26 protein-coding genes are annotated in these 25,641 nt (G+C 44.7%); 16 read left to right on the top strand and 10 right to left on the bottom strand.

Annotation, left to right across the window (positions count from 1 at the left end; translation table 11 throughout):
* Window positions 1-96 precede the first annotated feature (96 nt).
* A complete protein-coding gene (locus tag EBI00_RS10085; RefSeq protein ID WP_123095799.1) occupies window positions 97-2,304 on the top strand; it encodes an ATP-binding protein in 2,208 nt (735 codons plus the stop codon).
* A 104-nt stretch (window positions 2,305-2,408) separates the two neighbouring features.
* Here the strand turns inward: EBI00_RS10085 and EBI00_RS10080 are convergent, their stop codons facing one another.
* Both EBI00_RS10080 and EBI00_RS10075 read right to left on the bottom strand, forming a co-directional pair.
* Entirely contained in the window at window positions 2,409-2,708 is a 300-nt protein-coding gene (locus tag EBI00_RS10080) for a type II toxin-antitoxin system RelE/ParE family toxin (protein ID WP_123095798.1), read from the bottom strand.
* A gap of 8 nt (window positions 2,709-2,716) precedes the next feature.
* On the bottom strand, window positions 2,717-2,959 hold the full coding sequence (locus EBI00_RS10075) for a type II toxin-antitoxin system Phd/YefM family antitoxin (RefSeq protein ID WP_123095797.1): 243 nt from the start codon (window positions 2,957-2,959) through the stop codon (window positions 2,717-2,719).
* A 239-nt stretch (window positions 2,960-3,198) separates the two neighbouring features.
* On the opposite strand from EBI00_RS10075, the gene EBI00_RS10065 reads away from it, so the two are divergent.
* Window positions 3,199-3,330 (top strand): hypothetical protein, encoded by a 132-nt coding sequence (locus EBI00_RS10065; protein WP_479680896.1) that lies wholly within the window; start codon window positions 3,199-3,201, stop codon window positions 3,328-3,330.
* 22 nt (window positions 3,331-3,352) lie between these two features.
* On the opposite strand, the gene cadR is transcribed toward EBI00_RS10065, so the two are convergent.
* On the bottom strand, window positions 3,353-3,820 hold the full coding sequence (gene cadR / locus EBI00_RS10060; protein ID WP_123095796.1) for a Cd(II)/Pb(II)-responsive transcriptional regulator: 468 nt from the start codon (window positions 3,818-3,820) through the stop codon (window positions 3,353-3,355).
* A gap of 75 nt (window positions 3,821-3,895) precedes the next feature.
* Between cadR and EBI00_RS10055 the strand changes: the two genes are divergently transcribed.
* The 7 genes from EBI00_RS10055 (at window position 3,896) to EBI00_RS10025 (ending at window position 11,196) form a co-directional block, all read left to right on the top strand.
* On the top strand, window positions 3,896-5,818 hold the full coding sequence (locus tag EBI00_RS10055) for a heavy metal translocating P-type ATPase (protein WP_123095795.1): 1,923 nt from the start codon (window positions 3,896-3,898) through the stop codon (window positions 5,816-5,818).
* Between the two features lie 240 nt (window positions 5,819-6,058).
* Complete coding sequence (locus EBI00_RS10050) at window positions 6,059-6,931, top strand: DUF4394 domain-containing protein (RefSeq protein WP_123095794.1); 873 nt, start codon at window positions 6,059-6,061, stop codon at window positions 6,929-6,931.
* Between the two features lie 201 nt (window positions 6,932-7,132).
* Window positions 7,133-8,950: a sensor domain-containing diguanylate cyclase gene (locus EBI00_RS10045; protein ID WP_158600745.1), complete on the top strand. Its 1,818-nt coding sequence runs from the start codon at window positions 7,133-7,135 to the stop codon at window positions 8,948-8,950.
* Window positions 8,951-9,026: 76 nt separating this feature from the next.
* Complete coding sequence (locus EBI00_RS10040; RefSeq protein WP_123095792.1) at window positions 9,027-9,398, top strand: MmcQ/YjbR family DNA-binding protein; 372 nt, start codon at window positions 9,027-9,029, stop codon at window positions 9,396-9,398.
* A 94-nt stretch (window positions 9,399-9,492) separates the two neighbouring features.
* A complete protein-coding gene (locus tag EBI00_RS10035; RefSeq protein WP_123095791.1) occupies window positions 9,493-9,813 on the top strand; it encodes a DUF2834 domain-containing protein in 321 nt (106 codons plus the stop codon).
* Window positions 9,814-9,945: 132 nt separating this feature from the next.
* The gene (locus EBI00_RS10030) at window positions 9,946-10,242 is read left to right on the top strand and encodes a DUF1294 domain-containing protein (protein WP_123095790.1); all 297 of its coding nucleotides are present in this window, start codon (window positions 9,946-9,948) and stop codon (window positions 10,240-10,242) included.
* A gap of 129 nt (window positions 10,243-10,371) precedes the next feature.
* A complete protein-coding gene (locus EBI00_RS10025; protein ID WP_123095789.1) occupies window positions 10,372-11,196 on the top strand; it encodes an arylamine N-acetyltransferase family protein in 825 nt (274 codons plus the stop codon).
* Between the two features lie 141 nt (window positions 11,197-11,337).
* Here EBI00_RS10025 and EBI00_RS10020 read toward each other — a convergent pair whose 3' ends face one another.
* From EBI00_RS10020 to EBI00_RS10010, 3 genes are all read right to left on the bottom strand, one after another.
* Window positions 11,338-11,994 (bottom strand): DsbA family oxidoreductase, encoded by a 657-nt coding sequence (locus EBI00_RS10020; RefSeq protein ID WP_123095788.1) that lies wholly within the window; start codon window positions 11,992-11,994, stop codon window positions 11,338-11,340.
* Window positions 11,995-12,208: 214 nt separating this feature from the next.
* Window positions 12,209-12,973, bottom strand: a complete 765-nt coding sequence (locus EBI00_RS10015; RefSeq protein ID WP_123095787.1) for an SDR family NAD(P)-dependent oxidoreductase — start codon at window positions 12,971-12,973, stop codon at window positions 12,209-12,211.
* 79 nt (window positions 12,974-13,052) lie between these two features.
* On the bottom strand, window positions 13,053-14,513 hold the full coding sequence (locus EBI00_RS10010; RefSeq protein WP_123095786.1) for an NAD-dependent succinate-semialdehyde dehydrogenase: 1,461 nt from the start codon (window positions 14,511-14,513) through the stop codon (window positions 13,053-13,055).
* Window positions 14,514-14,707: 194 nt separating this feature from the next.
* On the opposite strand from EBI00_RS10010, the gene araD reads away from it, so the two are divergent.
* From araD to EBI00_RS09985, 5 genes are read left to right on the top strand one after another with little or no spacing between them, the layout of a single operon-like run.
* Window positions 14,708-16,429 (top strand): L-arabinonate dehydratase, encoded by a 1,722-nt coding sequence (araD, locus tag EBI00_RS10005; protein WP_123095785.1) that lies wholly within the window; start codon window positions 14,708-14,710, stop codon window positions 16,427-16,429.
* Entirely contained in the window at window positions 16,430-17,197 is a 768-nt protein-coding gene (locus EBI00_RS10000; RefSeq protein WP_123095784.1) for an HpcH/HpaI aldolase family protein, read from the top strand.
* Window positions 17,198-17,207: 10 nt separating this feature from the next.
* Entirely contained in the window at window positions 17,208-17,756 is a 549-nt protein-coding gene (locus tag EBI00_RS09995) for a TRAP transporter small permease (RefSeq protein WP_123095783.1), read from the top strand.
* Window positions 17,757-17,759: 3 nt separating this feature from the next.
* A complete protein-coding gene (locus tag EBI00_RS09990) occupies window positions 17,760-19,046 on the top strand; it encodes a TRAP transporter large permease (protein WP_123095782.1) in 1,287 nt (428 codons plus the stop codon).
* A 60-nt stretch (window positions 19,047-19,106) separates the two neighbouring features.
* The gene (locus EBI00_RS09985; protein ID WP_123095781.1) at window positions 19,107-19,859 is read left to right on the top strand and encodes a TSUP family transporter; all 753 of its coding nucleotides are present in this window, start codon (window positions 19,107-19,109) and stop codon (window positions 19,857-19,859) included.
* 65 nt (window positions 19,860-19,924) lie between these two features.
* On the opposite strand, the gene EBI00_RS09980 is transcribed toward EBI00_RS09985, so the two are convergent.
* A complete protein-coding gene (locus tag EBI00_RS09980) occupies window positions 19,925-20,662 on the bottom strand; it encodes a GntR family transcriptional regulator (RefSeq protein WP_123095780.1) in 738 nt (245 codons plus the stop codon).
* Window positions 20,663-20,901: 239 nt separating this feature from the next.
* Here EBI00_RS09980 and EBI00_RS09975 point away from each other — a divergent pair, with 239 nt between their 5' ends.
* Window positions 20,902-21,972, top strand: coding sequence for a TRAP transporter substrate-binding protein (locus EBI00_RS09975; RefSeq protein WP_123095779.1), 1,071 nt, complete (start codon window positions 20,902-20,904; stop codon window positions 21,970-21,972).
* A 96-nt stretch (window positions 21,973-22,068) separates the two neighbouring features.
* On the opposite strand, the gene EBI00_RS09970 is transcribed toward EBI00_RS09975, so the two are convergent.
* Entirely contained in the window at window positions 22,069-22,959 is an 891-nt protein-coding gene (locus tag EBI00_RS09970) for a LysR substrate-binding domain-containing protein (protein WP_123095778.1), read from the bottom strand.
* A gap of 103 nt (window positions 22,960-23,062) precedes the next feature.
* Between EBI00_RS09970 and EBI00_RS09965 the strand changes: the two genes are divergently transcribed.
* Window positions 23,063-24,274, top strand: a complete 1,212-nt coding sequence (locus EBI00_RS09965; RefSeq protein ID WP_123095777.1) for a Gfo/Idh/MocA family protein — start codon at window positions 23,063-23,065, stop codon at window positions 24,272-24,274.
* An 85-nt stretch (window positions 24,275-24,359) separates the two neighbouring features.
* Here the strand turns inward: EBI00_RS09965 and EBI00_RS09960 are convergent, their stop codons facing one another.
* Window positions 24,360-25,199, bottom strand: coding sequence for a 2OG-Fe(II) oxygenase family protein (locus EBI00_RS09960; RefSeq protein WP_123095776.1), 840 nt, complete (start codon window positions 25,197-25,199; stop codon window positions 24,360-24,362).
* Between the two features lie 112 nt (window positions 25,200-25,311).
* A complete protein-coding gene (locus tag EBI00_RS15990) occupies window positions 25,312-25,467 on the bottom strand; it encodes a hypothetical protein (protein ID WP_158600744.1) in 156 nt (51 codons plus the stop codon).
* Window positions 25,468-25,641: the final 174 nt, after the last annotated feature.

Genomic DNA, 25,641 nt, shown 5'->3' with positions numbered 1-25,641 from the left:
GGGACGTCTTTGGCTTCGCCAAATCCGCCCCTTAGCTCCAACGTTATAGGGCTGGGTGATAAATCTGGTCTCGGTGAATAATTAAAAGGATGAGTTATGGATAACCTAAAAGTACATCTCGAAAACTGTTACGGTATTTCTTCATTAAATGAAACTTTTGATTTATCGAGTGCCAGAGGAAAAGCTAAAGCTTACTCAATCTATGCCCCAAATGGACTAATGAAAACATCGTTTTCTAGAACTTTTGATGCTTTATCAAAAGGCGACCAGCCAAAAGAAGAACGTTTTAACCGCCAACCTACTTGTATTGTTGAAGTTGATAATATCGATATACAAAAGGAACAAATATACGTTCTTAAATCTGAAATAGAAATTAGCTCCGACAACGAAGCTGTAACGAACATTCTTATTAATCAAGAAAGTAAAGCTAGATATGACTCACTAGTCTCAGATATTAATAAGTTGAAATCAAAGCTCGAAACATCACTCCAGAAAAAATCAAAAGTTAAAAAAGATGATATCGAAAATATACTGAAAAATGACTTTCAAACGGATGATTTTGCAAAGGCAATAGAGTTAGCAAAAGGAGTTGTCATTGGGGATGATCTAGAAAGCTTTATTTATAATGAGATATTTGACCCTAAAGCTATTTCAATATTAGAAAGTCCTGAGTTTTTATCAAAATCCAATGAGTTTAATCAACGATATCAAGAGCTCTTTGATCAAGCAGGAACAATTTATAGTCGCGGAATCTTTAACCCTGCAAAAGCTGATACTTCATTTAACACCTTAAATAAACAAGGGTACTTTGCCGGTGGGCATAAAGTTCACCTAAAAGGTGATGTCTCTTCAATTGATTACGAAGAACTTCAAGAAAAGATGAGGATTGTACATGAATCAATCGACAGTGATGCTGAGCTCAAAACGTTAAGAGGCAACTTAGCTAAAAATGCACAAACGCAAGCACTGATTACATTATTGGAAAATATTTCTGCAACGGAAGTTGATTTGCTTTTACATAATACAAAGCCTGAGAACCAAGCAGAGTTCAAGAGGAGTTTGTGGGCTTTTTATGTTCAAAACAGTCCAGATTCTGGCGCATTTCTAGAGGATTTCTCTGCCAATCAGGCTGAGTTACGTCAAATCGAATTAGACGCTGCAACAGAAGCTCCGAATTGGTCTAAAGCTATAGAGCTTTTTAATAATCGTTTTGTCGATATGCCATTTACTTTGTCATTATTCAACCAAGTTGAAGCCGCTTTAGGACGAGATAAGGCAAAATTAAAGTTCACGTTCAAAGATGGTGATGATCAAGTAGACTGTACCAGAAGCGAAATAAAGTCCTTAAGCCAAGGGGAGAAACGCGCACTCTATCTTCTAAATTTTATCTTTGAAGTAGAAGATAGAAAACGAAAATCAGCTGAGACGCTTTTTATTATTGACGACGTTGCAGACTCTTTCGACTACAAAAATAAGCATGCAATTGTTCAATATCTTGAGGATATCTCTAAAATTGAACATTTTTCACAATTAATTCTTACTCATAATTTTGATTTTTTCAGAACTTTGGCAAATAACTTTGTTCATCGTCAAAGATGTTTAATGGCTAACAGAACTGAAAATGGCATAGAGCTTTCTCAAGCTGAAGGTATCAAAAACTACTTTATTGGAAAGTGGAAAACAGAAATAGCTAATAGTGAGTTCATCCTTTGTGCGACAGTACCTTTTACAAGAAATTTAATCGAGTATATTAAAGGTGAAGCTGATCCCGATTATTTGAAGCTTACTAGTCTATTACACTGGAAAGAGGATACAGCCGGAATTACTATTGGCGATTATTATGATATCTATAATAGGTTGTTTGGCACGAATTACCCTACTAACGACGCAACATCTTTCAAGGAATTACTGTTCAATAAAGCAAATGAGATTAAAAATAGGCCTAACCATGATGGGCTTAATTTAGAAGATAAAGTGGTTTTATCAATAGTTATTCGAATGAAATCTGAAATTTTCCTTATCGAAGAAATGCGGAAAATAAAATCCGATAATAATTATTGGTGTCAATCAATGAATCAGTTTGGTACTTTAATAAAGTCATACACAAACGAATTGCCTTATAGTCAAGCCATCAAAACCCTTGAGAAGGTTAGCATTACTGTTAGCTCTAATATTCACCTTAACTCTTTCATGTATGAACCAATATTAGATTTGACTATCGAACACTTAATTACATTGTATTCAGAAATTTTAGGGTTGGAGTCTGCTGTGCCAGTTCCTCAAGAAAGCGAATTAGCTCTATAACAAGGCCATTAAATTCGCTCCCTACGGTCGCCCGACACTCGCAAGCTCGCGCGGTTTATGGCGGCGTTAGTTTACCAATCGAAAGCATCGCCCATCATTGTTTATTATTTCAGGTGATTTTGCGGTAACTGAGATTGCCCCAATACAGCTACGATTAAGATGAAATTTTCTTCCTTTGTGAAGTAAGCAGTGTGTTTTCCAATCGGAAAGTAAAAGCCGTAACTGTATATTTCATGGCAGCTTCGTCCTAAATCAGGGTTATCGGCGAGCATTTGAAAGCCAGAAAGTAGTGTTTCTTTATAACGTTGCCACTGTAATTCAGAAAAATTGTTGATGGTATAATTTTTTACTTTACGTAAATGAGTTTGAGCCAAACGACTCAGTTTATATTGTTTACTGTGCATATTGTTTGTTACAGCTCATTCAAAAAATCTTTACCATCAACGACATTGCCTTTTGCCGAGTCATCTTTAGCCGCGTTGAAACAATGTTTAAGATATTCTGTTTTCATCATTTCAAGCTCTTCGTAGTCATGTATAGACATCACGACAACAGCATCTTTGCTGTTTTTACTGATCTTAATGGGTTGGCGTTGAGCATTAAGAAGCAATTCACCAAAATTTCGTTTAGCGTCATTCGCTGTTAATGTACGCATGGTTACTCTCCACTGTCTTAGGTCTAGTTGGAGTATAACCTATCACACGAAGTGATCAATATGATTAAATCGCACGAAATAGGTAAAAAGGTAAGCTAACAAACGCTTCAAGAGGAACAGCCAACGCGTGGTGTTTTTACTATGCCTCGGTTGTTGTGATTCCGGGGTTATGCCTCTTTTGCAAGCCACTAGTCATTGCTTAAATTCAGGTCTTATTTTAGTGCTTTTGTGGTGGGGTTATGAGACAAGTGTTAGTAAGTTGCTCTGCTAGTATTTTAGAGTTAAAGAAAAATCCAACGGCTCTTTTGAATGAGGCCGTTGGTAAGCGAGATAAAGACGCTGCTTATAAAAAGCTCACCTCACGTTTCTAACAATTTTGACTCTACCTTGCCTTTAAATACTCCGACTTGAGCCAGGATGGGCTCCGCGTAGGTGTGATGAGCACTTATCTGTGGTGCCTTGTGCTTGATCGCAACTCAAGCCCACAAGGATCTCGCATGCATCCATATTTTTTTCGGTCACACAACGCTGCCTTAAACTCTCCAGGGTGTCTTTGAGTAAGGTAAGCGAGGCGATACGCTCCGTGACATGCGAAATGTGTTCATCCAATAATCGGTTGACCTGATCGCAGCGTATGTCAGGTTGATCCTTGTAACTTAAGAGTTGACGGATTTCCGCTAAGCTCATATCAAGATTACGACAGTTACGAATAAACAAAGCGCGCTCAAGATGACTGTCTTGATACCAACGGTAATTATTCTCTCCACGATAGGGCGTGGGAAGCAGCCCTTCTTTTTCCCAATAACGCAACGTTTCCACTGGGCATTCAACCCGTTTTGCAAGTTGACCAATGCTATGCATATTTTCTCCCCGAGCTTGACCCTGAAGTAACTTTAGGGTTTTTACTATAGTGATAAAACCTAAGGAGATCAATAAATGTCGAATTGTTGCGGCTCATCAGCCTGTTCTAGTAATGAAACACCAAGTCTTGCTCCAGCGAAAGTCAGCCCCATACCTTATATCAAGCTATTCTTCGCGGGAGGTGCCGCATTGCTGGCGGAAGTGATTGGATGGATTCTTCCGGGATGGGGCTGGATCAGTCTCATGTTGGCGTTGTCGGCGATTGCGTTGTGTGGAACAGACATTCTGAAGCGAGGTTGGTTGTCGCTTCTTAAGTTCGACTTAACCATTAATGCTCTAATGAGCTTAGCGGTCACTTGTGCATTGTTGATCGGGCATTGGGCGGAAGCCGCGATGGTTTTAGTGTTGTTTACCTTGGCCGAGTGGATTGAGGGAAAGTCAGTTGAGCGTGCTCGCCATGCGATTCAGAGCGTATTATCACTGGCACCTGATACTGCTAGGATCTTGATGAGCGATGGACACTGGCAGAGCCTTCCGGTGACACAGGTGAAAATCGGTCAGCGTGTTCAGGTGCAGCCAGGTGAGAGAATTGGTTTGGATGGCCGCATTGTGAAGGGGCACACGTTTATTAACCAAGCCGCGATCACGGGCGAGAGTTTGGCGGTTGAAAAACAATTGGGCGATTCGGTGTATGCAGGAACTCTGAATGAAACTGAGTTGTTTGAGTTTCAAGTGACAGCTGAGGCAGCGAATACGACGCTGGCTCGTATTATTAAGCGTGTCGAGGAAGCGCAAGCGGATAAGGCTCCTACACAACGTTTGGTCGATCAGTTTGCGCGCGTCTATACCCCGATTATCTTTTTTATCGCCTTGGCGACAGCGCTGGTACCGCCTATTTTTTTCGGGGGAGCCTTTTTTGATTGGCTTTACAGAGCCCTTGTTTTATTGGTTATTGCCTGTCCTTGTGCGTTGGTTATTTCGACGCCTGTCACGATTGTCAGTGGCCTTGCTAGGGCAGCACGCTTAGGGATTTTGATTAAAGGGGGGAGTCATTTAGAGGCAGGCAGTCGGCTAAATCGTGTGGCATTTGATAAAACCGGCACGCTGACGCAGGGGCAGCCAGAGCTAAGATCCTTTAAGAATCTTAGTGGGATGTCGGATGAAGAGTTACAGCAGCTAGCCTCCAGTATTGCTCAGCATTCAAGTCACCCTGTTTCAAAAACGCTGACGTTGGCGTATGTCGGTGAACGATTGACGGTAGAGACGCTGATTGCAATGCCGGGTCAAGGTCTTCAGGTGGAGTTTAATAAGCATAGGTATGGTCTTGGAAATGATCGTCTTGCACGCGCCATGGGTGTGCCGCTAGAGGCCTATAAAGCAGACGTTGCAAGGATCGAATCGCAAGGTGAGTCCTGTGTGTTACTGATAGAAGATGCTCGTGTTTTGGGACTGTTTGGAGTCGCTGATCCTGTAAAGCCAAATAGTCAGGAGGCCATTCGAGACTTACATTCGTTGGGTCTGAGAACCCTTATGCTCAGTGGAGACAACCTGAACACGGCGGGGGCTATCGCGCAGGAGGTCGGTATAACAGATGTTAAAGCCAACTTAATGCCTGAAGATAAACTCAATGTCATTAAAAAAATCATGGAGGAAGGGCAACAAGTAGCCATGGTCGGAGACGGCATTAATGATGCCCCTGCATTGGCTCAGGCAAATTTGGGGTTGGCGATGGGCGCGGCAGGAACGGACACGGCCATTGAAACGGCGGATATTGCTCTGATGGATGATGACCCGTCTAAAATAGCCACCTATATTCGTTTGTCGAGATTCTGTATGCGCTTGCTTAAGCAAAATATTGCATTGGCCATTGGGATAAAATTCATCTTCATCTTGTTGGCTTTTCAGGGGCAAGCGAGCATGTGGATGGCTGTGTTTGCTGACATGGGGGTGAGCTTACTTGTGGTCGCCAATGGCTTACGTGCGTTGAAATTCAAGTAATAGGCGTCGCTATTTAAGAGCGAGGAACAATTATTGCCAGAGGAAGAGTTAGGGTCAGGAACAATTTAAACTATATTGTTATCTGACTCTAATATTTGGTGCCTACCTTTTTATCGCCCCGAAGATTATTTTTAAAAAATGACGTTTATCTGAAACCTTTTTTTAAAAGATGAGTATCTCTGTATGAGCCGCCCAATTGGGTGACACCTAGTTTACTAATACAACTCATACAGGATGATTATGATGAAAAAGACGATTCTTGCCGCCGCCACTGCTTTCGCAGTTTCTGCTTGTTCAACTAACTTTTATGGAACATCAGACAAAGATAGCCATGTCGCTGGATACGCTCTTGCCAACAATGGAACGACTTTGATAATAATTGGATCTATTGCGTCTCCCGCTAAAATGGACACCTTTATGCTAAGCAATAAGCTGGATGCCGTGGCTTATCGCCCCGTTACTGGCGAGTTGTTAGGTTATTCCAACGGCGCGGTTTATGCTGTTAATGCTAAGACCGGCAAGCTAACCGATCTGGGTGCTACCTTCACAAATGGCGCCATGATTTCAAAGAATGCGACCGCCACGGCGATGGATTTTAATAACGCCATCGATGCTGTTCGTATGGTGGGTTCTGACGGTACAAACTTGGTGTATTTCCCGATCGGTTTTGGTGACCAAGATAAGCGTGCCAATTCTGTATTAAAATTCACTTCTACTTTTTATGTAAAAGGCGACCGCAACGAAGGCATGACGCCTGAAATTTTTGCCAATGCTTACACGAACGCCATTGCCGGAGCTAAAGCGTCGAGCACTTTCCAGTTTGCATTAGACAGTAAAACAGACTCATTGGTCAGCCTTGCTAATAATGCTGGCGAACTAAAAACCGTCGCTAAGATCACCATCAATGGCAAGGCTGTTGACCTATCATCAATGGGTGGCTTCGATATTGTTTCTGCCAAAGAAGGTTCTGACGCGGCTTATGCAATATTACAGCTTGAAGGTGCATCAAAAGCCGGCCTTTACTCTATAGATCTGACGACAGGCGCGGCAACCTTAATGGCCGATTTACCAATGGGTGGCTTTAGCGGCTTTGCCGTCTCAGGCGGTCAATAATTACAAAGCGTTTTTTACACCCACAGTAAGAAAAAACCAAAGGCAGTCTAGCAATAGATTGCCTTTTTTTGTGTGATTCGAGCATCATGGCGGTTAGTTTGAAATAATTTTACTCAGCGTACACTGGTAGATTCAATTTCTATAATGCTGGTATAAACTTAACCTGACTAGATGATCATCATTACAGAGGCGCGGAGTATTTTGACAATAAGACGATTATGTTTAATTTTTGGGTTCTTTTTCTTCGCTTTCTCGGTATCCCCTACGTCTGCGGCAAAGACAGAAGCGGTCAGTATTACTGGCTCGGAAGGTGGCGTTTCTGTGTTTCCTCGAATCTCTTATTTTGAAGACCCAGAATACCGCCTAACTGTGTATGAAGCGGCCGCCTTAGAAGAGGAGGGCCAATTTAAGGTTGTTGAATCAGGCTATTCCGGTATCGGTTACCCTCGCAGTTCGATTTGGATGGCGTTTAAACTGCATAACCCAACCGATGAAGAGCATACCCTTTATCTAGAATATCTTAACCACATTCCTGAAGATATTTGGCTTTTTCAGCGGGATGAATCCTCTCTAGAAGAGTTTGATGAAGTTTTTTCTTCGATCCGAGAGGAGGGGGCTAAACGGCCGCTGAATCAGCTGAGACCCGTTTTTGAAACAACTTTAAAGCCCGGTGAAACTCGGCAATATTTTGTTAAAACGGTTGATAAAACCGGACAAGCGGTTTATGTGGATTTTCTAATATGGAACCCCAAAGAGCTTGAATCCACAAAGACCCTTGAGATTGTCTTTTATAGCACGGCATTTGGTATTTTCCTGATTATCATGTTGCTGTCTTTGATTCTTTTTATCAGTCTGCGTCAATCGAGTTTCCTGTATTACAGTGGCTATATTTTCTTCTCTATTCTGGTGTGGGGGAAAACCTCCGGTCTGATTCCCAACATTACAAACAGCACGAGTTTGATAGAGCATTTCTGGATCTACTCCGGCTTGATGGTCGCGTTTGCCATGATGTTTGGGCGGGCGTTTTTGCAGACGAAAAAGTATCTGCCAAAACTCGATATTTTGTTAAGGCTGAATGTTCTGGTGGGACTGTCTCAAATCCCACTTTTTTATCTTGGGATGTACAGTTTGAGCATCGACTTTCTGAAAGTCAGTATGCTGGGCTTCCCGTTGCTGATTTTTTCTGGACTATTAAGGTGGCGGCAAGGTAACTCGTTGGCGCTCATATTTAGTGGTGCATGGTTGTTATATACCTATGCGGTTTTCAGTTACCCGTTTCGGGATAATGGGTTCTTAGTGCAGGATATTACCGCGCTGCATATCCCAATTATCGCAGCCATTGTTGAGACCACACTACTTTTTATAACACTGACTTTACAGGCACGACAGACACACAAAGCCAATGAAAAAATAAAACAGGATTATTTATTACTGGTACAAAACCATGCGGCAGAGTTGGGAAAACAGGTTGAGGAGAAAACACGGCAACTGGTATCTGAGAAGCAAAGAGCAGAAAAAGAGGCTCGCACCGATGCTCTGACAAACATCGCAAACAGACGATCTTTTATCCAAAGCGGAAAGCACATTATTTCTCAGTCACAGCAGGGCAATACCCTATGCGGCATGATTCAGATGGATGCTGATTTTTTCAAAAGCGTGAACGACCGTTACGGGCATGCAGCAGGCGATGAGGCCTTACGAAGTATGGCTCAGTCAATTTGTGAAAGCATAGGGTCAAATGATGTTGCTGCCAGAATGGGGGGAGAGGAGTTTGCTATTATTACTCCCTGTACTGACTTGAAAACCTTGCTCTTAGTCGCTGAGCGCATCCGAAAAAAAATCGAAACCAGTGTCATTATTCATGACGAACAGACCTTTCAGATCACCTGTAGTTTTGGTTGTGCCCTTTATCAGACCAATGATGACCTAGACAGCCTACTGCAACGCGCAGATAAGGCGCTTTATGTTGCCAAAAAAACGGGTCGGAATTGTGTGAAAATAGAAGGATATGAGTGTTAATCCATTTTCTACTGGTCACTTTCTGGATTTAGCCGGTGGTTTGTAGTGCATAACAAAGGCTTTAAAGGGGAACAATATGACCGGCGGTGAATTTAATGCGTTTTGCGGCTCTTTCCCCGCGACTACCTATGTTGTTCAATGGGGCAATTCCGATGTTTGGAAAGTTGGCGATAAAGTATTTGCCGTCGGAGGCTGGGGTTCGGAAGGGAAATCAGCCTTTACTTTTAAAGTGTCAGACTTAAATTTTGATTTTCTGAACCATTGTGATGGTTACAGGCCTGCACCTTATTTTGCAAGTCGAGGCATGAAATGGATTCAGCAAACTGATACCGAAGGCCACCTTGACGATGAGCTACGTTATTATCTCTCTGAATCCTATAACATGGTTGCAAGTGGGTTAAGTAAAAAGAAGCAGGTTGAGTTAGGTATTTTTTGTGTGCTGGTTTAAGTTATTTTAGCGTGGTGTTAATCTTCGGTGTTGTATCGATTACCCCCTAACGCGGCGTTAGGGCTTGCTACGATATGTCTACAAGGATGGATAGATGGCTAGGTTTTATTTAGTTCTCGTATTATTAGGTGTGTTGCTGCCGTATGGCGCTTTTGTTCCTTGGTTGTTTGCCAATGGTTTTGATTTTGTACTTTTAGTTAGTAACGCAGTGGCTAATCCAATCAGTATCTTTGCTTGGCTTGATGTATTGGTGTCGGCTGTTGCGTTACTAGGCTTTATCGTCGTTGATGGACAGAGGTATCAAGTAAAGTACAGATATTTCGCTTTGTTGGGAACATTGTTAGTGGGTGTTTCGTTTGGGCTGCCTCTTTATCTGTACCTAAAAGAAAAGCAATCTCTTCAACCAAGGCCCTAACAATACAATCAAAAGCAGAAAACCTCTGGAGAACACGATATTAAGGGTTAAGCCGTAATTCAGGTCTTATCGATAGCTTTGTGAGTCCATCCGTCATTAAAATTTGGCGAGTAGAAAGGTTAGGAAAGAACGATGGCTTTATTTAACAGTGCCGTACTTTTGATCTCTTTGTATCTTATATTGAGCATTGTGACTTACTTGATGTTCGCTTGGGATAAGCGGGCTGCTCAAAGAGGGCGTTGGCGAACGTCAGAAAAGACGCTTCATGTGTTCTCTTTGCTGGGGGGATGGCCTGGCGCTTTATTGGCCCAGCGTACACTAAAACACAAATCGCGGAAGCAGCCGTTTAAGCTCATTCTTTGGGTTAGTATCACGTTAAACATAGGGTGTCTTGTCTGGTTGGTCTACGGCAACTGGAAGCCAGTCTAGACACAATACTCAGTCGGATTTTCTCCCGTTTCTACACAGCCTTGCGAATCAAGGGCTAAACAATTTAAACCCAATACCGAAAAAAACACGGCAAGTTGCATAAGCGCGTCGGTAACCGAGGAAGTCACTATGTCATTACCACTCAGTTTACAGAACTATCTATCTGATCTCGGTTTAACGGTCCCCGATGTATTGAATATGGCGTTTGTGCGTCAGCTGCAGTCGGCACATGTGGCTCGGTATAGCTTTAATAATTTAGCCGTGGTGTTGGGTGAGGGGATTTCGTTGGATCTTGACGAGATCAGTGACAAAATCGTCACGCGCGGTTTGGGTGGCTATTGTTTTGAGCATAACAAGCTGACGTTTGAGCTGTTACACGCTTTGGGCTATGAGGTAGAGCTTAAATTGGCTCGGGTGCTGAATAATCATCTCGATAGAGACGTCGGCAGAACCCATAGGGTGACTGTGTTAACCCTAGATAGTGTGCGTTATTTGGTAGATACCGGCTTTGGCGGTAATGGGCCCATAACGCCCATAGCGTTAGTGATAAACACAGAACAAACAGCGGGTTTAGATCGATATCGTATTCTAGCGACCGATAAGGACGAGTACGATTTACAGGTTTTAAAAGACGATGGTTTTTTTACCCTGTATCGCTTTGACAGTGCGGTTTATACCGATGCCGATTGTGAATTAGGGCATTTTTACTCCCATAAACACCCTAATGCAGTGTTTTTAAAGCATCTTATGGTGACGTTGAAAAAGGAACACCAGATGGTCACCTTGGTGAATGCGCATTTGACCACCAGAGACCGTCAAGGCGAGCGGGTATGTCTCATCGAAAGCCCTGAATCGCTTGGTCATATACTTGGCGTGGAATTTAATATTGAGCTTGATGCCATGCTGATTAAGGCGCTTTTTAAGCGTTTTGTGATGGAAAAATTGCCACAGTAAAATTCTGTTTAAGCCTTAACAACCACCGCCTTTAGGAAGGCTCAGCATGTCTACTTTGATATGGATATTATTAGGTGGTTTTATACGTTTAGTGAGTGTGAATCAAAAAGCCCCATGTCGTCGACATGGGGCTTTTTGCTGTTAAGCTTGTTTTTGTGCGTCCAGTATTTCTTCGATGGCGTTTTTAAACACATCGGCAGGCTGTCCGCCAGAAATGGCGTATTTGTTGTTGATAATGACTGTTGGTACTGAGGATATGCCATTCTGTTGCCACAGCGCTTCTTGCTCACGCACTTCCTCGGCAAAATGTCCATTTTCCAAGATGCCTTTTGCGGCGGCGGGGTCTAGGTTCACACTGGCCGCAAGGTGCGCTAGGGTGCTGTAATCGTTGATGTTTTGATTGTGACTGAAGTGTGCTTTAAACAAAGCCGCTTTTAACTCAGCTTGCTTGCCCTCTAAGCCTGCCCAATGAAGTAAACGATGGGCATCGAACGAATTGCGTATGCGGCTTTCGTCTGTGAAGTTAAAATCGAAGTCGAGCTCTTTGCCGCGTGCTTGAATCATGGCGCGATTTTGTTCTGACTGCGCTTTACTGATGCCGTATTTTTCAGTGATGTGTTCGGTGAGGTTTTGACCTTCTGCTGGCATGTTTGGATTGAGCTCAAACGGCTGAAAGGTCACGGTCGCATTGACTGTGTCATTCAGCTGTTCTAATGCTTGGTTAAGGTTTCCCAAACCGACCACGCACCAAGGGCACATGACGTCAGAGATGAATTGAATATCCAATGGTTCTTTCATGGCTATGTCCTCGATGTTTAATACTGACTATTCTTATGGGCAGTGTCGGAAATTAAAAGCGTTTGACGAGAGAAAACAAGGCAGATGCTTTTTGTTTACAGAATCTAAGCGATTTATGAGGTATCTAGACAGGGTTTTAAATAATAGAAAAGAAAAGCGGCTCATAATGATTTACGTGCCGCTGCTTTGGGGGATCGGGGAAATCACCTGTTTGCTAGACAATCCCAGCATCAACGATAAAGTTTTGTCCTGCACAGGCGCGGCTGTCCTGAGAAGCTAGGAACAACGCCATGGCGACAATATCGTCTGGTTGAATGCGGAATTTAAGTGACTGCACATCGATAAACTCTTGATCCAATTCAGGGGTTAACCAGAGTGCTTTTTGACGTTCTGTCACCACCGCCCCTGGAACAATCGAGTTAACACGAATACCGCGTGGACCCAGCTCTCGTGCCATGGTGCGCGTCATAGTGTGAATCGCCCCTTTTGATGTGGTATAACCCACCATCCCAGCACGGCCACGCATCCAACTGATGGAGCCCATATTGATAATACTGGCGCCTTCTTTCATCCATTTAGCGGCGGCTTGCATGCCAAAGAAATGCGGGCGCATGTTGATGTTTAGGCAGTTATCCCAGTATTCGGGGGTGACATCTTCTATTTTGTGACGATCGTCTTTGCCAGCGTTATTGATCAAGACGTCTAAGCGGCCGAGTTCTTTGGCTGCGTCGTCGATGGCGGATTGCAATGCGTAAATATCACGCACGTCGACTTTTCTAAACCAAGGGGTTACTTTGAACTCATCGTTCAGTTTTTGGTTTAACGTCTTAGAACTAGTGTCATCAATATCGATATAGGCAACACGTGCGCCTTGCTCCATAAAGTGATGAACAAGGTATTCACCAATCCCTGAGCCACCGCCTGTAATAAAAACGACCTTGTCTTTTAAGGAAGGGTATTGGTTGGTTAATGTTGGCATGTATGTTTCTCCGGTCGACAAAAGATAGGTATGCCCATATCTGAATGGGCATACCTTGCATAGGGTTTTGAGTTATCCGTTACTTATCCAAACCTGCTAGGCAAACGTACTTGGTGTTGATGTAGTCATCAATACCGTATTTAGACCCTTCACGACCCAAGCCGGATTCTTTGTAACCACCAAATGGCGCCACTTCTGTGGCGATGACGCCAGCGTTAACACCAACCAAACCTGTCTCTAACGCTTCTGCGACACGGAAAATACGACCAATATCTCGAGAGTAGAAATAAGACGCTAGACCGTATTCTGTGTCGTTCGCCATCGCGATCACATCGTCTTCTGTTTCAAACTTGAAGACTGGCGCTAAAGGCCCGAAGGTTTCTTCTTTGGCAAACAGCATGTCTTGCGTAGCATTGGCAATAACCGTTGGGAGATAGAAATTGTCGCCCAGTTCATGACGTTTACCACCGGTGACAATTTTGCCGCCTTTGCTAATAGCATCTTGTACATGCTCGTCGACTTTATCGACCGCGGCGCGGTTAATCAGTGGGCCTTGTTCAACGCCATCCTCAGTTCCGTGGCCGATTTTCATGGCGGCTACTTGCGCCGCGAATTTCCCAACAAAGGTATCGTATACGCCAGCTTGAACATAAATACGGTTGGCACAAACACAAGTTTGTCCGGCATTGCGGTATTTTGACATCATGGCACCTTTAACGGCTTCGTCGATGTCGGCATCATCAAACACAACAAAAGGCGCGTTGCCACCCAGTTCAAGAGAGACTTTTTTCATGGTGTCGGCGCAGTCTTTCATCAGCAATTTGCCAATAGGCGTAGAACCTGTGAACGTGAGCTTACGAACAACGGATGAGTCCGTTAGCGTTTTGGCGATTTGGCTCGCTTTACCCACCACGATATTAATCACGCCTGCTGGGATGCCGGCCTCGATGGCAAGAACGCCCATGGCTAAGGCGCTTAATGGCGTTTCGGAAGCTGGCTTGATGATCATGGTACAGCCCGCAGCAAGGGCTGGGCCAGCTTTACGAGTGATCATGGCCGCGGGGAAGTTCCAAGGTGTAATAGCGGCACACACACCAACGGGTTCTTTCATGACTAGAATACGACGATCTGGCGCGTAGGTTGGAATCATATCGCCATAAATGCGTTTGCCTTCTTCTGCGAACCATTCAATAAACGACGCCGCGTAGCCGATCTCGCCACGAGATTCGGCTAATGGCTTGCCTTGTTCAGCGGTCATTAGCTTTGCAAGGTCTTCTTGGTTTGCCATTAATAGGTCATGCCAGCGGCGTAATAATGCAGCGCGTTCTTTGGCGGTTTTCTTTTTCCATGTTTTTTGCGCGGCTTCAGCAGCGGCAATCGCTTGTTGTGTTTCAGCAGGACCAACGCTTGCAACGGTTGCGACTAATTCACCTGTTGCTGGATTGAATACATCTAGCGTGTTGCCTTCTGAAGATTCGACCCACTCTCCATTGATTAAACATTTTGTTTGCAGGAGTGCTGTGTTCTTTAGTTCAAGCATTGCGGTACCTCTAGTTGGTTTTTGTTTTAGGTCGTTATTTCAAGAGACTATTTTTAATCAGTAAGGGGATAGTTCTTGACTTCTCTTATGTCTTATATAAGAGTTATATCACAAGTTTTAAGAAGCCGTAAACAAGCCACGATCCTTAATACGGCAAATGATAAAAATAAACAGTGAAAAAACAGGACCACATCATGGCAAAACGTATCGAAGACCTGCGCAGTCAGCGTTGGTTTGCTCCTGACAATATGCGAGCGTTTGCGCATCGACAACGCACGCAACAAACGGGCTACAAGCGCAGCGATTTCATGAACCGCCCAGTGATAGGCATCATTAATACGTGGAGTGACATCAGTACATGTCATACTCACCTTAGAGAGCGTGCCCAGTTTGTCAAAGAGGGCATCATTCGCGCTGGTGGTTATCCATTGGAAATGCCCGCCATGTCACTTGGCGAAGTGATGGTGAAGCCAACCACCATGATGTACCGAAATTTCCTTGCGATGGAAACCGAAGAGCTGTTGCGCAGTCATCCGATTGATGGCGCGATTTTAATGGGCGGTTGTGACAAAACCACACCGGGCCTATTAATGGGCGCCATCAGTATGAATATTCCTGCTATTTATATTCCAGCAGGTGCGAGCCTAAACGGTAATTTCAAAGGCGAAAAAATTGGTACGGGCACTCATACCCGAAAATATTGGGATGAAAAGCGTGCCGGTAATTTGAGTGATGAAGACTGGCTTGAATTGGAAGCCAAAATGACGCGCTCGGTGGGTACCTGCAACACCATGGGAACCGCGTCTTCGTTAACCTCTATGGCGGAAGTCTTGGGCTTTTGTTTACCCGGTTCTGCGACCATTCCGGCGGCCGATTCGGCTCACCAACGTCTTTGCTCTCTTGCGGGCGAACGCATTACCAAAATGGTGTTTGAAGACCTGACACCTAAATCTCTCGCCACCAAAGAAGCTTTTGAAAACGCCATTGTGACCTATGTTGCGCTGGGTGGTTCCACCAACGGTATTATCCATTTGATCGCTATGGCTGGGCGTGCGGGCATCGATTTGCCTATGTCGTTGTTTGATGAATGGGCGCGTAAAGTGCCTGTCATCGCCAACCTAATGCCAGCGGGCGAATACCTAATGGAAGATCTGTTCTACGCGGGTGGTTTACCAGCGTTATTGACGCGCCTAAAAGACTTTCTTCACTTGGATCAAGACAATGTAAATGGTCGCACCTTGGGTGAGAACTTGGAAGGCGTAGAAATTTACAACGAAGACGTGATTCGTTCTCTAGATAACCCAGTCAATGACCGCGGCACCATTGGCGTGATCACTGGAAACCTTTGTCCAGATGGGGCGGTGTGTAAACCCTCTGCAGCGTCCCCGCATTTATTGAATCATCGCGGTAAAGCCTTGGTATTTGAAAATCACGCGCAAATGAATGCGCAGATCGACGATCCGGATCTGGATGTGGATGAAAACACCGTTTTAGTGCTGAAAAATGCGGGGCCAATTGGTGGTCCGGGCATGCCTGAGTGGGGCGGTTTGCCGATTCCGAAGAAGCTTTTACAGAAAGGTGTGCGCGACATGGTGCGTATTTCGGATGCTCGCATGAGCGGCACTCATTATGGCACCTGTATCTTACACGTTGCGCCGGAATCTTATGTTGGCGGGCCGTTAGCCTTTGTTCAAACCGGTGACTGGATCGCCTTGGACGTAGAAAAACGCACGCTGAATTTAGAGATCAGCGACGAAGAAATGGCCGCACGAAAAGCGGCTTGGGCACCGCCACCGCCAAAGTTTGCCCGTGGTTATGGCGCTATGTTTTCAACTCATGTCACCCAAGCCAATGAAGGGTGCGATTTTGACTTTTTACAAGGTGACGCTGTCATCGATGAACCGGAGATATTCTAAATGAGCAAGACGATTAACCCATTTAAACAGTGTTTACTGGACGGTCAGAAGTTGGTTGGTGGTTGGACTTTGTCTGGTAGCCCGACCGTTGCTGAAGCGATGGCGTTTTTGAACTATGACTATTTGGTGGTGGATTTAGAGCACAGCCCTGCCAGTGTACATGACACGACGCCCATTTTACGTGCGATTGAGCAAACACCAACAGCCGCCGTGGTTCGTATGCCCAGCCATGATCCAATTGCCATTAAACAGGTATTAGATCAAGGCGGTATGACCTTGTATTTCCCATTTGTGGAATCGGTGGAAGAGGCGAAAGCCATTGTTCAGGCCAGCATGTATCCGCCATTGGGCAAACGTGGCTTTGCCAAAATGCATCGTGCGGCCCGTTATACCACGCGTGAAGATTACCCTGCGGCGGCCAATGAGCAAGTGTGTTTGATTCCCCAATTGGAAACCGTTGAAGCGTTAGAGTTGGCGGTGGAAATCGGCCAACTTGATGGCGTCAGTGCGGTATTTATCGGCCCAGGTGATTTGTCGATGACAATGGGCTTGCCTGGTCAAGTAAATCATCCTGATGTGCGTGCCAAAATTGTGGCTTGTGTGACCGCCTGTAACCAAGCTGGAATACCCGTAGGAACCGTGATGCCAACCCCTGACGATGCGAAGTGGGCGTTAGAAATAGGCTTTAGTTTTGTGTCGATTGCAAACGATCTCGCCAATATGTTGGGACAGTGTAAGGCGCATTTGGCGCAAATGAAGAACTCATAAAGGTGTCTCTATGCTTTTATTAATAAGAATAATAACGCTATTAGGGCGGCTGAATTCGGCCCTGATATTTGTGTTCAAGTATTTGGCGATCACCGCTGTGGCGGTTATGACTGCCATTATTTTGGTACAGGTTTTTTGTCGTTATGTGCTGAATGACTCTTTGCCTTGGTCGGAAGAACTCGCACGTTATTTGATGGTTTGGATGACGTTTTTAACATTACCTGTTGTCTCTCGTACAAAACAACACGCGGCCCTCGATATTATTTTGGGGTCTTTGCCTAGACGATTGAGTGTGTTGCTAGAGTTGGTGCTGTATGTGCTGGTCGGAATCGTTTTGTATTACGCTTTTAATAAAAGTTTAGATTTTGCCTTAAAGGGAACGCGTATGTTAGCCACGGCGCTGCCGATTACCAAAGCTTGGTCTTATATGGCGATGCCGGTTGGCTTTGGCGTCATGATGTTGGTGTATACCGAGCTTTTCTTGATTGGTATTACGCGTCTTTTTAATGAATCTAATGGCGACAAGTTTGTGTTGTCTGATAGCGAAAGCGAGGCATAACCCATGGGCATTTCATTTTTCTGGATTTTGCTTTCTGTCATGTTTTTGGGCATGCCTGTCGCGTTTGCCTTGTTGTTTGCGCCGGGTCTGAGTCTATTTCTGGAAGGCAAAGAGATGTTCTATCTCTTGCTGACGCAGCGTCTATACAACGGCATTGATAGCTTTCCTCTAATGGCTATTCCGTTTTTCATGCTGGCGGGTGAGGTAATGAACCGCAGTGGTATTACTTTGTCGCTGGTACAGGTAAGCCAAGCCTTTATCGGTCATTTGCGCGGTGGTCTGGCGCAAATCAATATTTTGTCTTCCATGTTGTTTGCCGGTTTAAGTGGTTCAGCCGTGGCGGATTGTTCGGCCTTAGGGAAAATGCTGATTCCCGCGATGGAAAAGAATGGCTACTCGCGTCGTTTTGCGGCGGCCGTGACGGCGGCCTCTTCGGTGATTGGTCCGATTATTCCACCCAGCGGTATCATGATTCTGTACGCCTTTGTGATGAACGTATCGGTCGGTGGTTTGTTTGCGGCAGGCATTATTCCAGGTATTTTGGTTGGCGTAAGCTTAATGATCATGACCTGGTTTTTGGCTCGTCGCCGAGGATACAAAGTGGCCTCTGAAAAAGCCACATGGAAAGAGCGTGGTACGGCGGTTAAGCAGGCTTTTTGGCCTCTGCTGACGCCCGTTATCTTGCTAGGTGGGATTTTATCTGGGGTGTTTACACCAACCGAAGCCGCAGCGGTTGCGGCGGCATACGCCTTGCTAGTCAGTCTTTTGTCACGAACCATGACAATGAGCAGTTTGCCGAGTTTATTTTATGCAACAGCGAAATCGTCTGCAGTGATCTTGTTCCTAGTCGGTAGTGCTGTGGCATTTTCAGCGGTAATTAGTTTGTCCGGTGCGCCACAAAAAATCGCCAATATTATGGTGACATTGACAGAAAACCCGCTGTTACTCTTGTTAATCATTAATATTTTATTGTTGCTTGTTGGCATGTTTTTAGATGCGGGGCCAGCCATCCTAATTTTAGGGCCAATCCTTGGGCCTATTGTGACGCAATTCGGCATTGATCCTTTGCACTTTGCGATTGTGATGTGTGTGAACTTGACCATAGGCTTAGCGACGCCTCCAATGGGGTTGGTGTTATTCGTTGCCTCCAGTGTCAGTGGTGAAAAAGTAGAGCGGATTAGTCGTGAAATGCTGCCGTATTTGGCGGTGCATATTCTGGTTATTATTCTGATTACGTACATTCCAGCCTTGACGATGACTTTGCCTCGTTTACTTGGCTTTGCCTCCTGATGGGACGTAAGCAATTAGTTCTCGGAGTATTTAAGAAGGTAACAAACGAGGGAGGCTTTTATGCTTATGGATAGTTCGAGCCTGCTTCTATTACTGTTTTTTGCTCTTGGCAGTTACATTCAAGCGACGACTGGTTTTGCCTTTGGGCTGATTGTCGTGAGCAGCGTGTCAGCCTTAGGTTTAGCGCCTATTGAAGTGACAGCGTTTGCAGTGAGTGTGTTGAGCCTTATTAATGCGGGCATAGGCTTGTATGGCGGACATTGGAAGCAGGTGAACCTTCGTGCTTTCTGGGGGTTTATTCTGCCGTGTTTGCCTGCGATATATCTTGGTGTATGGCTGCTTGGCTACCTTGGTGAAAACGCGATAGGGTGGTTGAAGTTTAGTTTAGGCTTGTGCATTGTCGTTAGCAGTTTAGTGATGATGCTTCAAGCTCATAAGGTGAGAAGAGCGTCTTCTGCTGGAGCCTTTGCTGTTAGTGGCGTCATTGGTGGGGTCATGGGCGGCATGTTTGCGACCTTTGGTCCGCCAATTACCTTTATGATGTATCGCCAGCCAGATGATCAGGCCAGAATACGCGCAACCTTGTTAGGGATCTTTTGTTGTACGGCGGCCTTGCGCGTGGGATCGGTTAGCCTGACGCGAGGCGTCGATACTGAGACTTGGTTGTTATGTGCGCTTGGTTTTCCTGTCGTCGTTGTGGCGACGTTGGTCGCTAGGAAGTTTCCACTGCCTATTTCTGGTCGAGCGATGCGTTTTATTGCGTTTAGTTTGTTGCTACTGTCTGGCATGAGCTTGATGTGGCAGGGATTTTAGCAAGCCAAAAGAGGGCGCTGGCTTTCGGCTCAGCGCGCTCTTTTAGTGTTTTCAGAAGCTGTGTGTTAATTCAGTTCAACAAGATAATGCAGATCTTGGCTATTGGCTCGGCTGACTCGGTATTCCACAGTACGTCCGTCTAAGGCACGAGCTGTTCGTGTTACTTCTAATAAAGGCTGCCCTGCGGCCACGTTTAGGATGCTTTGGTCTTGCTCATCGGCCAGCACTGCTTTAAGTCTGTCTGTGGCTTTGTGGACAGTAATATTAAAATGTTGTTGATAGTAGTGATACAGGGAATGCGGTAGCTTTTCTTCTTTGTCTAAATCCATAAAGTAACGATGTGGCAGATAAATCAGTTCACGAATGGAGGCCGTATTTTTAATAGAGCGAACACGATGAATTTCGATGACTTTTTCATCTGAAGCGATATTAAAAACGCTTTGTAGACGGTTGTCTGGTGTGATTAATCGTGTTTCGAGCAACTGTGCGTACGGTAATTCGGGAATATCGCCATTATCACTTTTAAAATGAAAAAAGTGGAACAGCATTTTTTGTAAGGTGTGTTCCGACACAAAAGTCCCCACGCCTTGACGACGAAATAATACGTTATCTTCGGTGAGTGCATTGAGCGCTTTTCTAACCGTTCCTTGGCTGACACCCAGTAGATCCGCCAGCTGGAACTCACTGGGCAACATCTCACCTGGTTTCCAAACGCCTTCAATAATCCTCTCTGTAATCAACTCTTGAACTTGTTTATACAGAGGTTTGAAGATAGGTGATGGCTTCGATGTTGTGTCTGTCATGGCTTAACCTGTTGTAATTTTGGCTCTTAGAATACGCAAATGAAGTAAAAAAATCTGTTCTTTTCTTGCACTTTATGTCTTATATAAGATATAAAACAAGTTATAACAAGATAAGAGCACATTTACTATCAATAATCATCTGATGATCTGCTAATAAATGTTCTATTGGCTTGTTTTGCCACTAATGTGATCCAAGAATAAGAATACGTGATCCAATAATAAAAAACGGAGCTTTCGAAATGAAAAAAACCGATCTACTAAAAAAGACCACAGCCGCTTTTGTTCCAACGCTTATGGCAGCGAGTTTGTCTCTTGCTGCTATGCCTGCGCTTGCGGCGGATTATGAATTCAATATTGTGCATCTTTCAAATACCAGCGATGAAGATTATGACGGCGCAGTGGTGTTAAAAGATTATGTAGAGGCGCAATCTAACGGTCGTATTCAGGTGAATATTTATTCAGGCGGTCAACTATGTGGTAATCCAACAGAATGTATTGAAGCTCTGCAAGCCAATTTGATTCAGGTGTTTAATACCACGACGGGCGGTTTAGCCAATGTCTTCCCTGAAATTCAAGCGATTGATATTCCTTATATATTTCCAACTGATCGGGTTGCTGAATGCGCCTTAAATAATGAAATGTTGGTTGGTCCAATCCGTAAAGAATTGCTGGATCGTACAGGTACTATGCGCTTGATGACCATTGGTAATACGGGTGGCTGGCGTAACTTCGCAACGACGAAAAAACAGATTAAAACACCCGCTGATGTAAAAGGTTTGAAGATCCGTACGATCAACTCACCCATCCAAATGCAGCTTGTGAAAGCCATGGGTGGCAGCCCAACCGCTGTGCCTTGGCCAGAAGTGTATACCTCCTTGGCAACAGGTTTGGTGGAAGGTACAAAAAACGGTATTACCGACATCATGGGCATGAAGTTTAACGAGCACATTAAATACATGACCTTAGATGGTCACGGTTATATGGCGTCTATGTGGTGGATGAATAACGATTCTCTGAAAGACATGCCTGAAGATCTTCAGCATATCATGATGGATGGTTTTGATGCCCTGCGTGAAGTCACAACCGTTATGCCAAAACGCCGTCAGATTGATGCGTATAATGAATTTAAAGCGTCTGGTGGTACCGTTTATGCACCAACGGCTGAAGAAAAAGCTCAGTTCCAAGAAGCCGCGAAACCTGTTCGTGCTTGGTTTGTTAACGAATATGGTGCTAAGTGGGTTGAAACTACAGAAAATGCAGTGAAAGCGTGTGAAGCATCTATTGATGAAGCCTACATGGCACAGAACTAATCTTAATAAATTCTTCAGAACAGTGATTTTTTCATTAGGCCAGTGCTTGCACTGGCTTTTTTTGTCTGCTGTTTTTTTAGGAATGTTCGAGCCTAATTATCTTAGTACTTGCGCGTGAAGGTGAGTAATTAACCTTTCCATTAAGGGCGTTAGGCTGTTTTTACGCCATACAAAGTGGATGGCGAGTTCTGGTAGCACGCCATCAATCGGGCGATAGGTTAAGCCTTCCCGCTGATCGAATTGGGTGGATTCAGGCACAAGCGCCACGCCGACGCCTGCGGCGACTAGGGTGCGAGTGGTTTGAGTCAATCGAGCAATTTGTACAATGTTGGGTTCTACTCCTGCAGCATGAAGAGAGTGCATAATCTGATCGTATAACGATGGGTGAGCTTGTCTGGTGAAGGAAATAAACGGCAGCTGGTGCAAATCACTTAGAGGCACACTGTCTTTTTGCGCAAGAGGATGGTTGTCAGGTAAAGCGAGCAGATGTTTTTGTATTTCATACTCTTGGTGTTCGAGATCCGTGATATCCATCAGTGGGTTAAGAAAGATCATGGCTAAGTCGATTTTCTCTGTTCTTAAAGCATCTAGGGCATGGGCTGTGGTCATTTCTTCTAGATTGAGTGTCACACCATGGTTGTCTTGTTTGAATTGCGCGATGCCCTTAGAAAAATGCGGTGTGCCAGCCGCCCAAACAAACCCAAGCGATAGGTTACCAGCTGTGCCGTTGGCAACACTGCGAACTTGTTCTTGTATCTTTTCCCAGTTCTGCAACAGTGCTCTTGCTTGAGGTAGCAAAGCTTCTCCGGCAGGCGTCAGAGAGACTTTTTGGCTGCTGCGCTCAAAAAGTACGGCGCCAAGTTCATCTTCAATGGCTTTAATTTGTTGTGACAGTGGTGGCTGGGCAATATGTAATCGAGCCGCAGCGCGTCCAAAATGCAGCTCTTCCGCCACGGTAATAAAATAATTCAGTTTTCTAAAGCGCATGATATCTTTTTCATATTAAGTATGTGATTAACATATATTAGACATAATGATGCGCTTTTCCTATCTTAGCCTTACAAAATAATTCTAAGTTAGGTGAGACCCCATGAGCAGAGAAAAAATCGACGGACAGCTATTCAGTTACACTGGCCCAGCTTTTCATTACATCAATGAAGAAGAGCGTCACTTCTTCGCCAAAGAGCCAGCGCAGTTTCGTGTGAACCTGATTGGTTGCGGCATGATTGGTATGGAACACATGCGTGTGGCGACTCGCGTTGGTCGTTCTGCTATTCATGGTGTGTTCGATCTAAACGAGCGCAGCGTTAAAGTAGCCAAAGAAGAATTCGCCAAAATCACCGATGAAGATTTCAAAGTCTATGACAGTCTAGAAGCGGCGTGTAATGACCCAGAAGTTGACGGTATTTTAATTTGTACGCCTAACTTTACTCACCTTGATGTCCTAAAAGTAGCGATCAAATCGGGCAAACACATCTTCATGGAAAAGCCGATGGCGACCAAGTTAGAAGATGCCTACGAAATTACCAAAATGGCGAAAGAATACGGCGCTGTTTTGCAGATCGGTTTGCAGTACCGTTATAAATCTATCTATTCCGAAGCCATTCACGAAGTTCTAGAACGTAAAGCGGTGGGCGAAGTGAAGATGATTAACATCATGGAGCACCGTATTCCGTTTCTTGATAAAGTAAATCAGTGGAATAAATTCTCTAAGTTCTCTGGCGGTACGCTAGTAGAAAAATGCTGCCATTACTTTGATTTAATGAACTTGTTCGCCCAGTCTCGTCCAGTACGTGTTTATGCCAATGGTTCCCAGTCTACCAACTTCCGTGACTTTGAATTCAAAGGCGAAAAATCTGACATTCTTGATAGCGCTTTTGTGACGGTTGAATACGCCAATGGCGTTCGCGCAGGTTTCAACCTTTGCATGTTTGCCCCTATGTTCCATGAAGAGCTATTGGTGTGCGGCGATGAAGGTCGTGTGAAAGCGGCTGAGATCGAAGACTTCAGTGAAAACGCACGTTTGCGGACTGAAATGGAAGTTTTCTGTGGTCAGAATCGTCCGTCTAAAACATCACAGCCAAGCTACCCTAAATTGATCGAAGCCTCCGGTCACAACGGTGCAACTTGGTTCGAGCACATTGCATTTGCCGATCAAATGGCAGGCAAAAAAACCAACAGCGCGACGGTAGAAGAAGGTTTTTGGTCTGTTGTAGTTGGGTGTGCCGCAGAGGAGTCGGTAAAAACAGGCAAGATTATCGACGTGAATGAATTGCTTAGAGCCAAAGGGATCGATCTTTAAAGTAGTCAACTTTATCTATGCGGCTTAAACAAAAAATGGATGATCGATGATCATCCATTTTTTTTAATGACATCTTGTTTGGTCTTTAGATCACGCCCAACTCTACCAAGCGTTCATGTAAGTAACTTTTTGCGGTATGGCGTTCCGACAAAACGACTTCGGGTTTTGGATGAAGGAACAAGGGCAGAGAAATCCGAGATTTGGTTTTGTCTGCCCCTTCTGGGTTGATGACTCTGTGGGAGGTGGATGGGAAATAGCCACCGGACGCTTCTTGCAGCATGTCGCCAATGTTGATAATCAGCGTGCCAAAGTCACAAGGGACGTCCATCCAGGTGCCGTCTTTGGCTTTCACTTGAAGACCAGGTTCGTTTGCAGAGGGCAAAATGGTTAATAAGTTAATGTCTTCGTGGGCGCCAGCGCGGATTGCGCCAAGTTCTTCATCCCCCTTAAGTGGCGGGTAATGCAAGACGCGTAGTAAGGTTTGGTCACTGCCGTCTACCATGCTAGAAAGCGATTGTGAGTAATGCTTGGCTACGTCAGCTGGGGAGTGTTTTTCAACCCAAGCCAGTAGCTCTGCCGCCAGATGCGTTGCTTCGGCGTAATATTGTGCCAGCATGGCCTTGTGGGCGGGTGGACATTGGCCCCATGGGTAGTAGTGGAAGTATTCTTTAATGTCTTTTTTGGTGTGGCCTTTCGCGGTTTCAGACACATCGGCGGGGAAAAAGCCGTCTTGGGTGCTTTTGTTGTAGCGATACTGGTGTTTGTCTTCGCTGTCAAAAAAAGTTTGCCATTCTTGGTAAATGGCGCTAACCAAGTTTTGTTGGATAGGGTGGTTTTTCAACACCCCAAAGCCAGTTTCTCGAAGAGATTTTACAAAGTCTTGTTGTGCTGTATCGCTGTGGTAATCAATCGCTTGCAGTTGCATCTTGTTTTCCTTGTTGCCAATGAGTTGCATGAGCCGTTTTTATTCAGTTGAGATAGGAGCCTTGCTGTCGCAAAACACTCAGTCATGAAGAAATCGTATTCTGATTGGAAAACTAAGAAGACCATCCGCTGTGGAAGAAATAGCGTAAATCGACCGTTTCGGCTTGGAAATGTTGAAACCACCGCGCCAAACTCATCACTTGAGCACGATCAAGTAAGTCGGCGTGAGCCAATCTTGTGTGCGCCGTGTTGGATGAAAGGGTAAGCATGTTATGGGTCTCAAGTATAAAAACATCACCAGTTTACTGCTTGGAATCGGGCTTTTGAAGTGTTTTGACCAGAGTTTTCATAATAAATTGTGTTTTGGGGCTAGGTTATTTTTTATCTTTCTCTATACTGAAGGGGTCGGTCAGTTAATTTACCGTCTTCTCAATTGCACTTCT

It is taken from the genome of Marinomonas hwangdonensis (genome assembly GCF_003721245.1).
Taxonomy (GTDB): Bacteria; Pseudomonadota; Gammaproteobacteria; order Pseudomonadales; family Marinomonadaceae; genus Marinomonas; species Marinomonas hwangdonensis.
Note: the sequence above shows the minus strand (reverse complement) of the source record. Positions and strands in the feature narration are given on the sequence as shown.

Bases quoted from the DNA above. Each gene is read 5' to 3' on its own strand.
- EBI00_RS10085 (WP_123095799.1), top strand. From the start codon at position 97: ATGGATAACCTAAAAGTACATCTCGAAAACTGTTACGGTATTTCTTCA.
- EBI00_RS10080 (WP_123095798.1), bottom strand. From the start codon at position 2,708: ATGCACAGTAAACAATATAAACTGAGTCGTTTGGCTCAAACTCATTTA.
- EBI00_RS10075 (WP_123095797.1), bottom strand. From the start codon at position 2,959: ATGCGTACATTAACAGCGAATGACGCTAAACGAAATTTTGGTGAATTG.
- EBI00_RS10065 (WP_479680896.1), top strand. From the start codon at position 3,199: ATGAGACAAGTGTTAGTAAGTTGCTCTGCTAGTATTTTAGAGTTAAAG.
- cadR (WP_123095796.1), bottom strand. From the start codon at position 3,820: ATGCATAGCATTGGTCAACTTGCAAAACGGGTTGAATGCCCAGTGGAA.
- EBI00_RS10055 (WP_123095795.1), top strand. From the start codon at position 3,896: ATGTCGAATTGTTGCGGCTCATCAGCCTGTTCTAGTAATGAAACACCA.
- EBI00_RS10050 (WP_123095794.1), top strand. From the start codon at position 6,059: ATGATGAAAAAGACGATTCTTGCCGCCGCCACTGCTTTCGCAGTTTCT.
- EBI00_RS10040 (WP_123095792.1), top strand. From the start codon at position 9,027: ATGACCGGCGGTGAATTTAATGCGTTTTGCGGCTCTTTCCCCGCGACT.
- EBI00_RS10035 (WP_123095791.1), top strand. From the start codon at position 9,493: ATGGCTAGGTTTTATTTAGTTCTCGTATTATTAGGTGTGTTGCTGCCG.
- EBI00_RS10030 (WP_123095790.1), top strand. From the start codon at position 9,946: ATGGCTTTATTTAACAGTGCCGTACTTTTGATCTCTTTGTATCTTATA.
- EBI00_RS10025 (WP_123095789.1), top strand. From the start codon at position 10,372: ATGTCATTACCACTCAGTTTACAGAACTATCTATCTGATCTCGGTTTA.
- EBI00_RS10020 (WP_123095788.1), bottom strand. From the start codon at position 11,994: ATGAAAGAACCATTGGATATTCAATTCATCTCTGACGTCATGTGCCCT.
- EBI00_RS10015 (WP_123095787.1), bottom strand. From the start codon at position 12,973: ATGCCAACATTAACCAACCAATACCCTTCCTTAAAAGACAAGGTCGTT.
- EBI00_RS10010 (WP_123095786.1), bottom strand. From the start codon at position 14,513: ATGCTTGAACTAAAGAACACAGCACTCCTGCAAACAAAATGTTTAATC.
- araD (WP_123095785.1), top strand. From the start codon at position 14,708: ATGGCAAAACGTATCGAAGACCTGCGCAGTCAGCGTTGGTTTGCTCCT.
- EBI00_RS10000 (WP_123095784.1), top strand. From the start codon at position 16,430: ATGAGCAAGACGATTAACCCATTTAAACAGTGTTTACTGGACGGTCAG.
- EBI00_RS09995 (WP_123095783.1), top strand. From the start codon at position 17,208: ATGCTTTTATTAATAAGAATAATAACGCTATTAGGGCGGCTGAATTCG.
- EBI00_RS09990 (WP_123095782.1), top strand. From the start codon at position 17,760: ATGGGCATTTCATTTTTCTGGATTTTGCTTTCTGTCATGTTTTTGGGC.
- EBI00_RS09985 (WP_123095781.1), top strand. From the start codon at position 19,107: ATGCTTATGGATAGTTCGAGCCTGCTTCTATTACTGTTTTTTGCTCTT.
- EBI00_RS09980 (WP_123095780.1), bottom strand. From the start codon at position 20,662: ATGACAGACACAACATCGAAGCCATCACCTATCTTCAAACCTCTGTAT.
- EBI00_RS09975 (WP_123095779.1), top strand. From the start codon at position 20,902: ATGAAAAAAACCGATCTACTAAAAAAGACCACAGCCGCTTTTGTTCCA.
- EBI00_RS09970 (WP_123095778.1), bottom strand. From the start codon at position 22,959: ATGCGCTTTAGAAAACTGAATTATTTTATTACCGTGGCGGAAGAGCTG.
- EBI00_RS09965 (WP_123095777.1), top strand. From the start codon at position 23,063: ATGAGCAGAGAAAAAATCGACGGACAGCTATTCAGTTACACTGGCCCA.
- EBI00_RS09960 (WP_123095776.1), bottom strand. From the start codon at position 25,199: ATGCAACTGCAAGCGATTGATTACCACAGCGATACAGCACAACAAGAC.
- EBI00_RS15990 (WP_158600744.1), bottom strand. From the start codon at position 25,467: ATGCTTACCCTTTCATCCAACACGGCGCACACAAGATTGGCTCACGCC.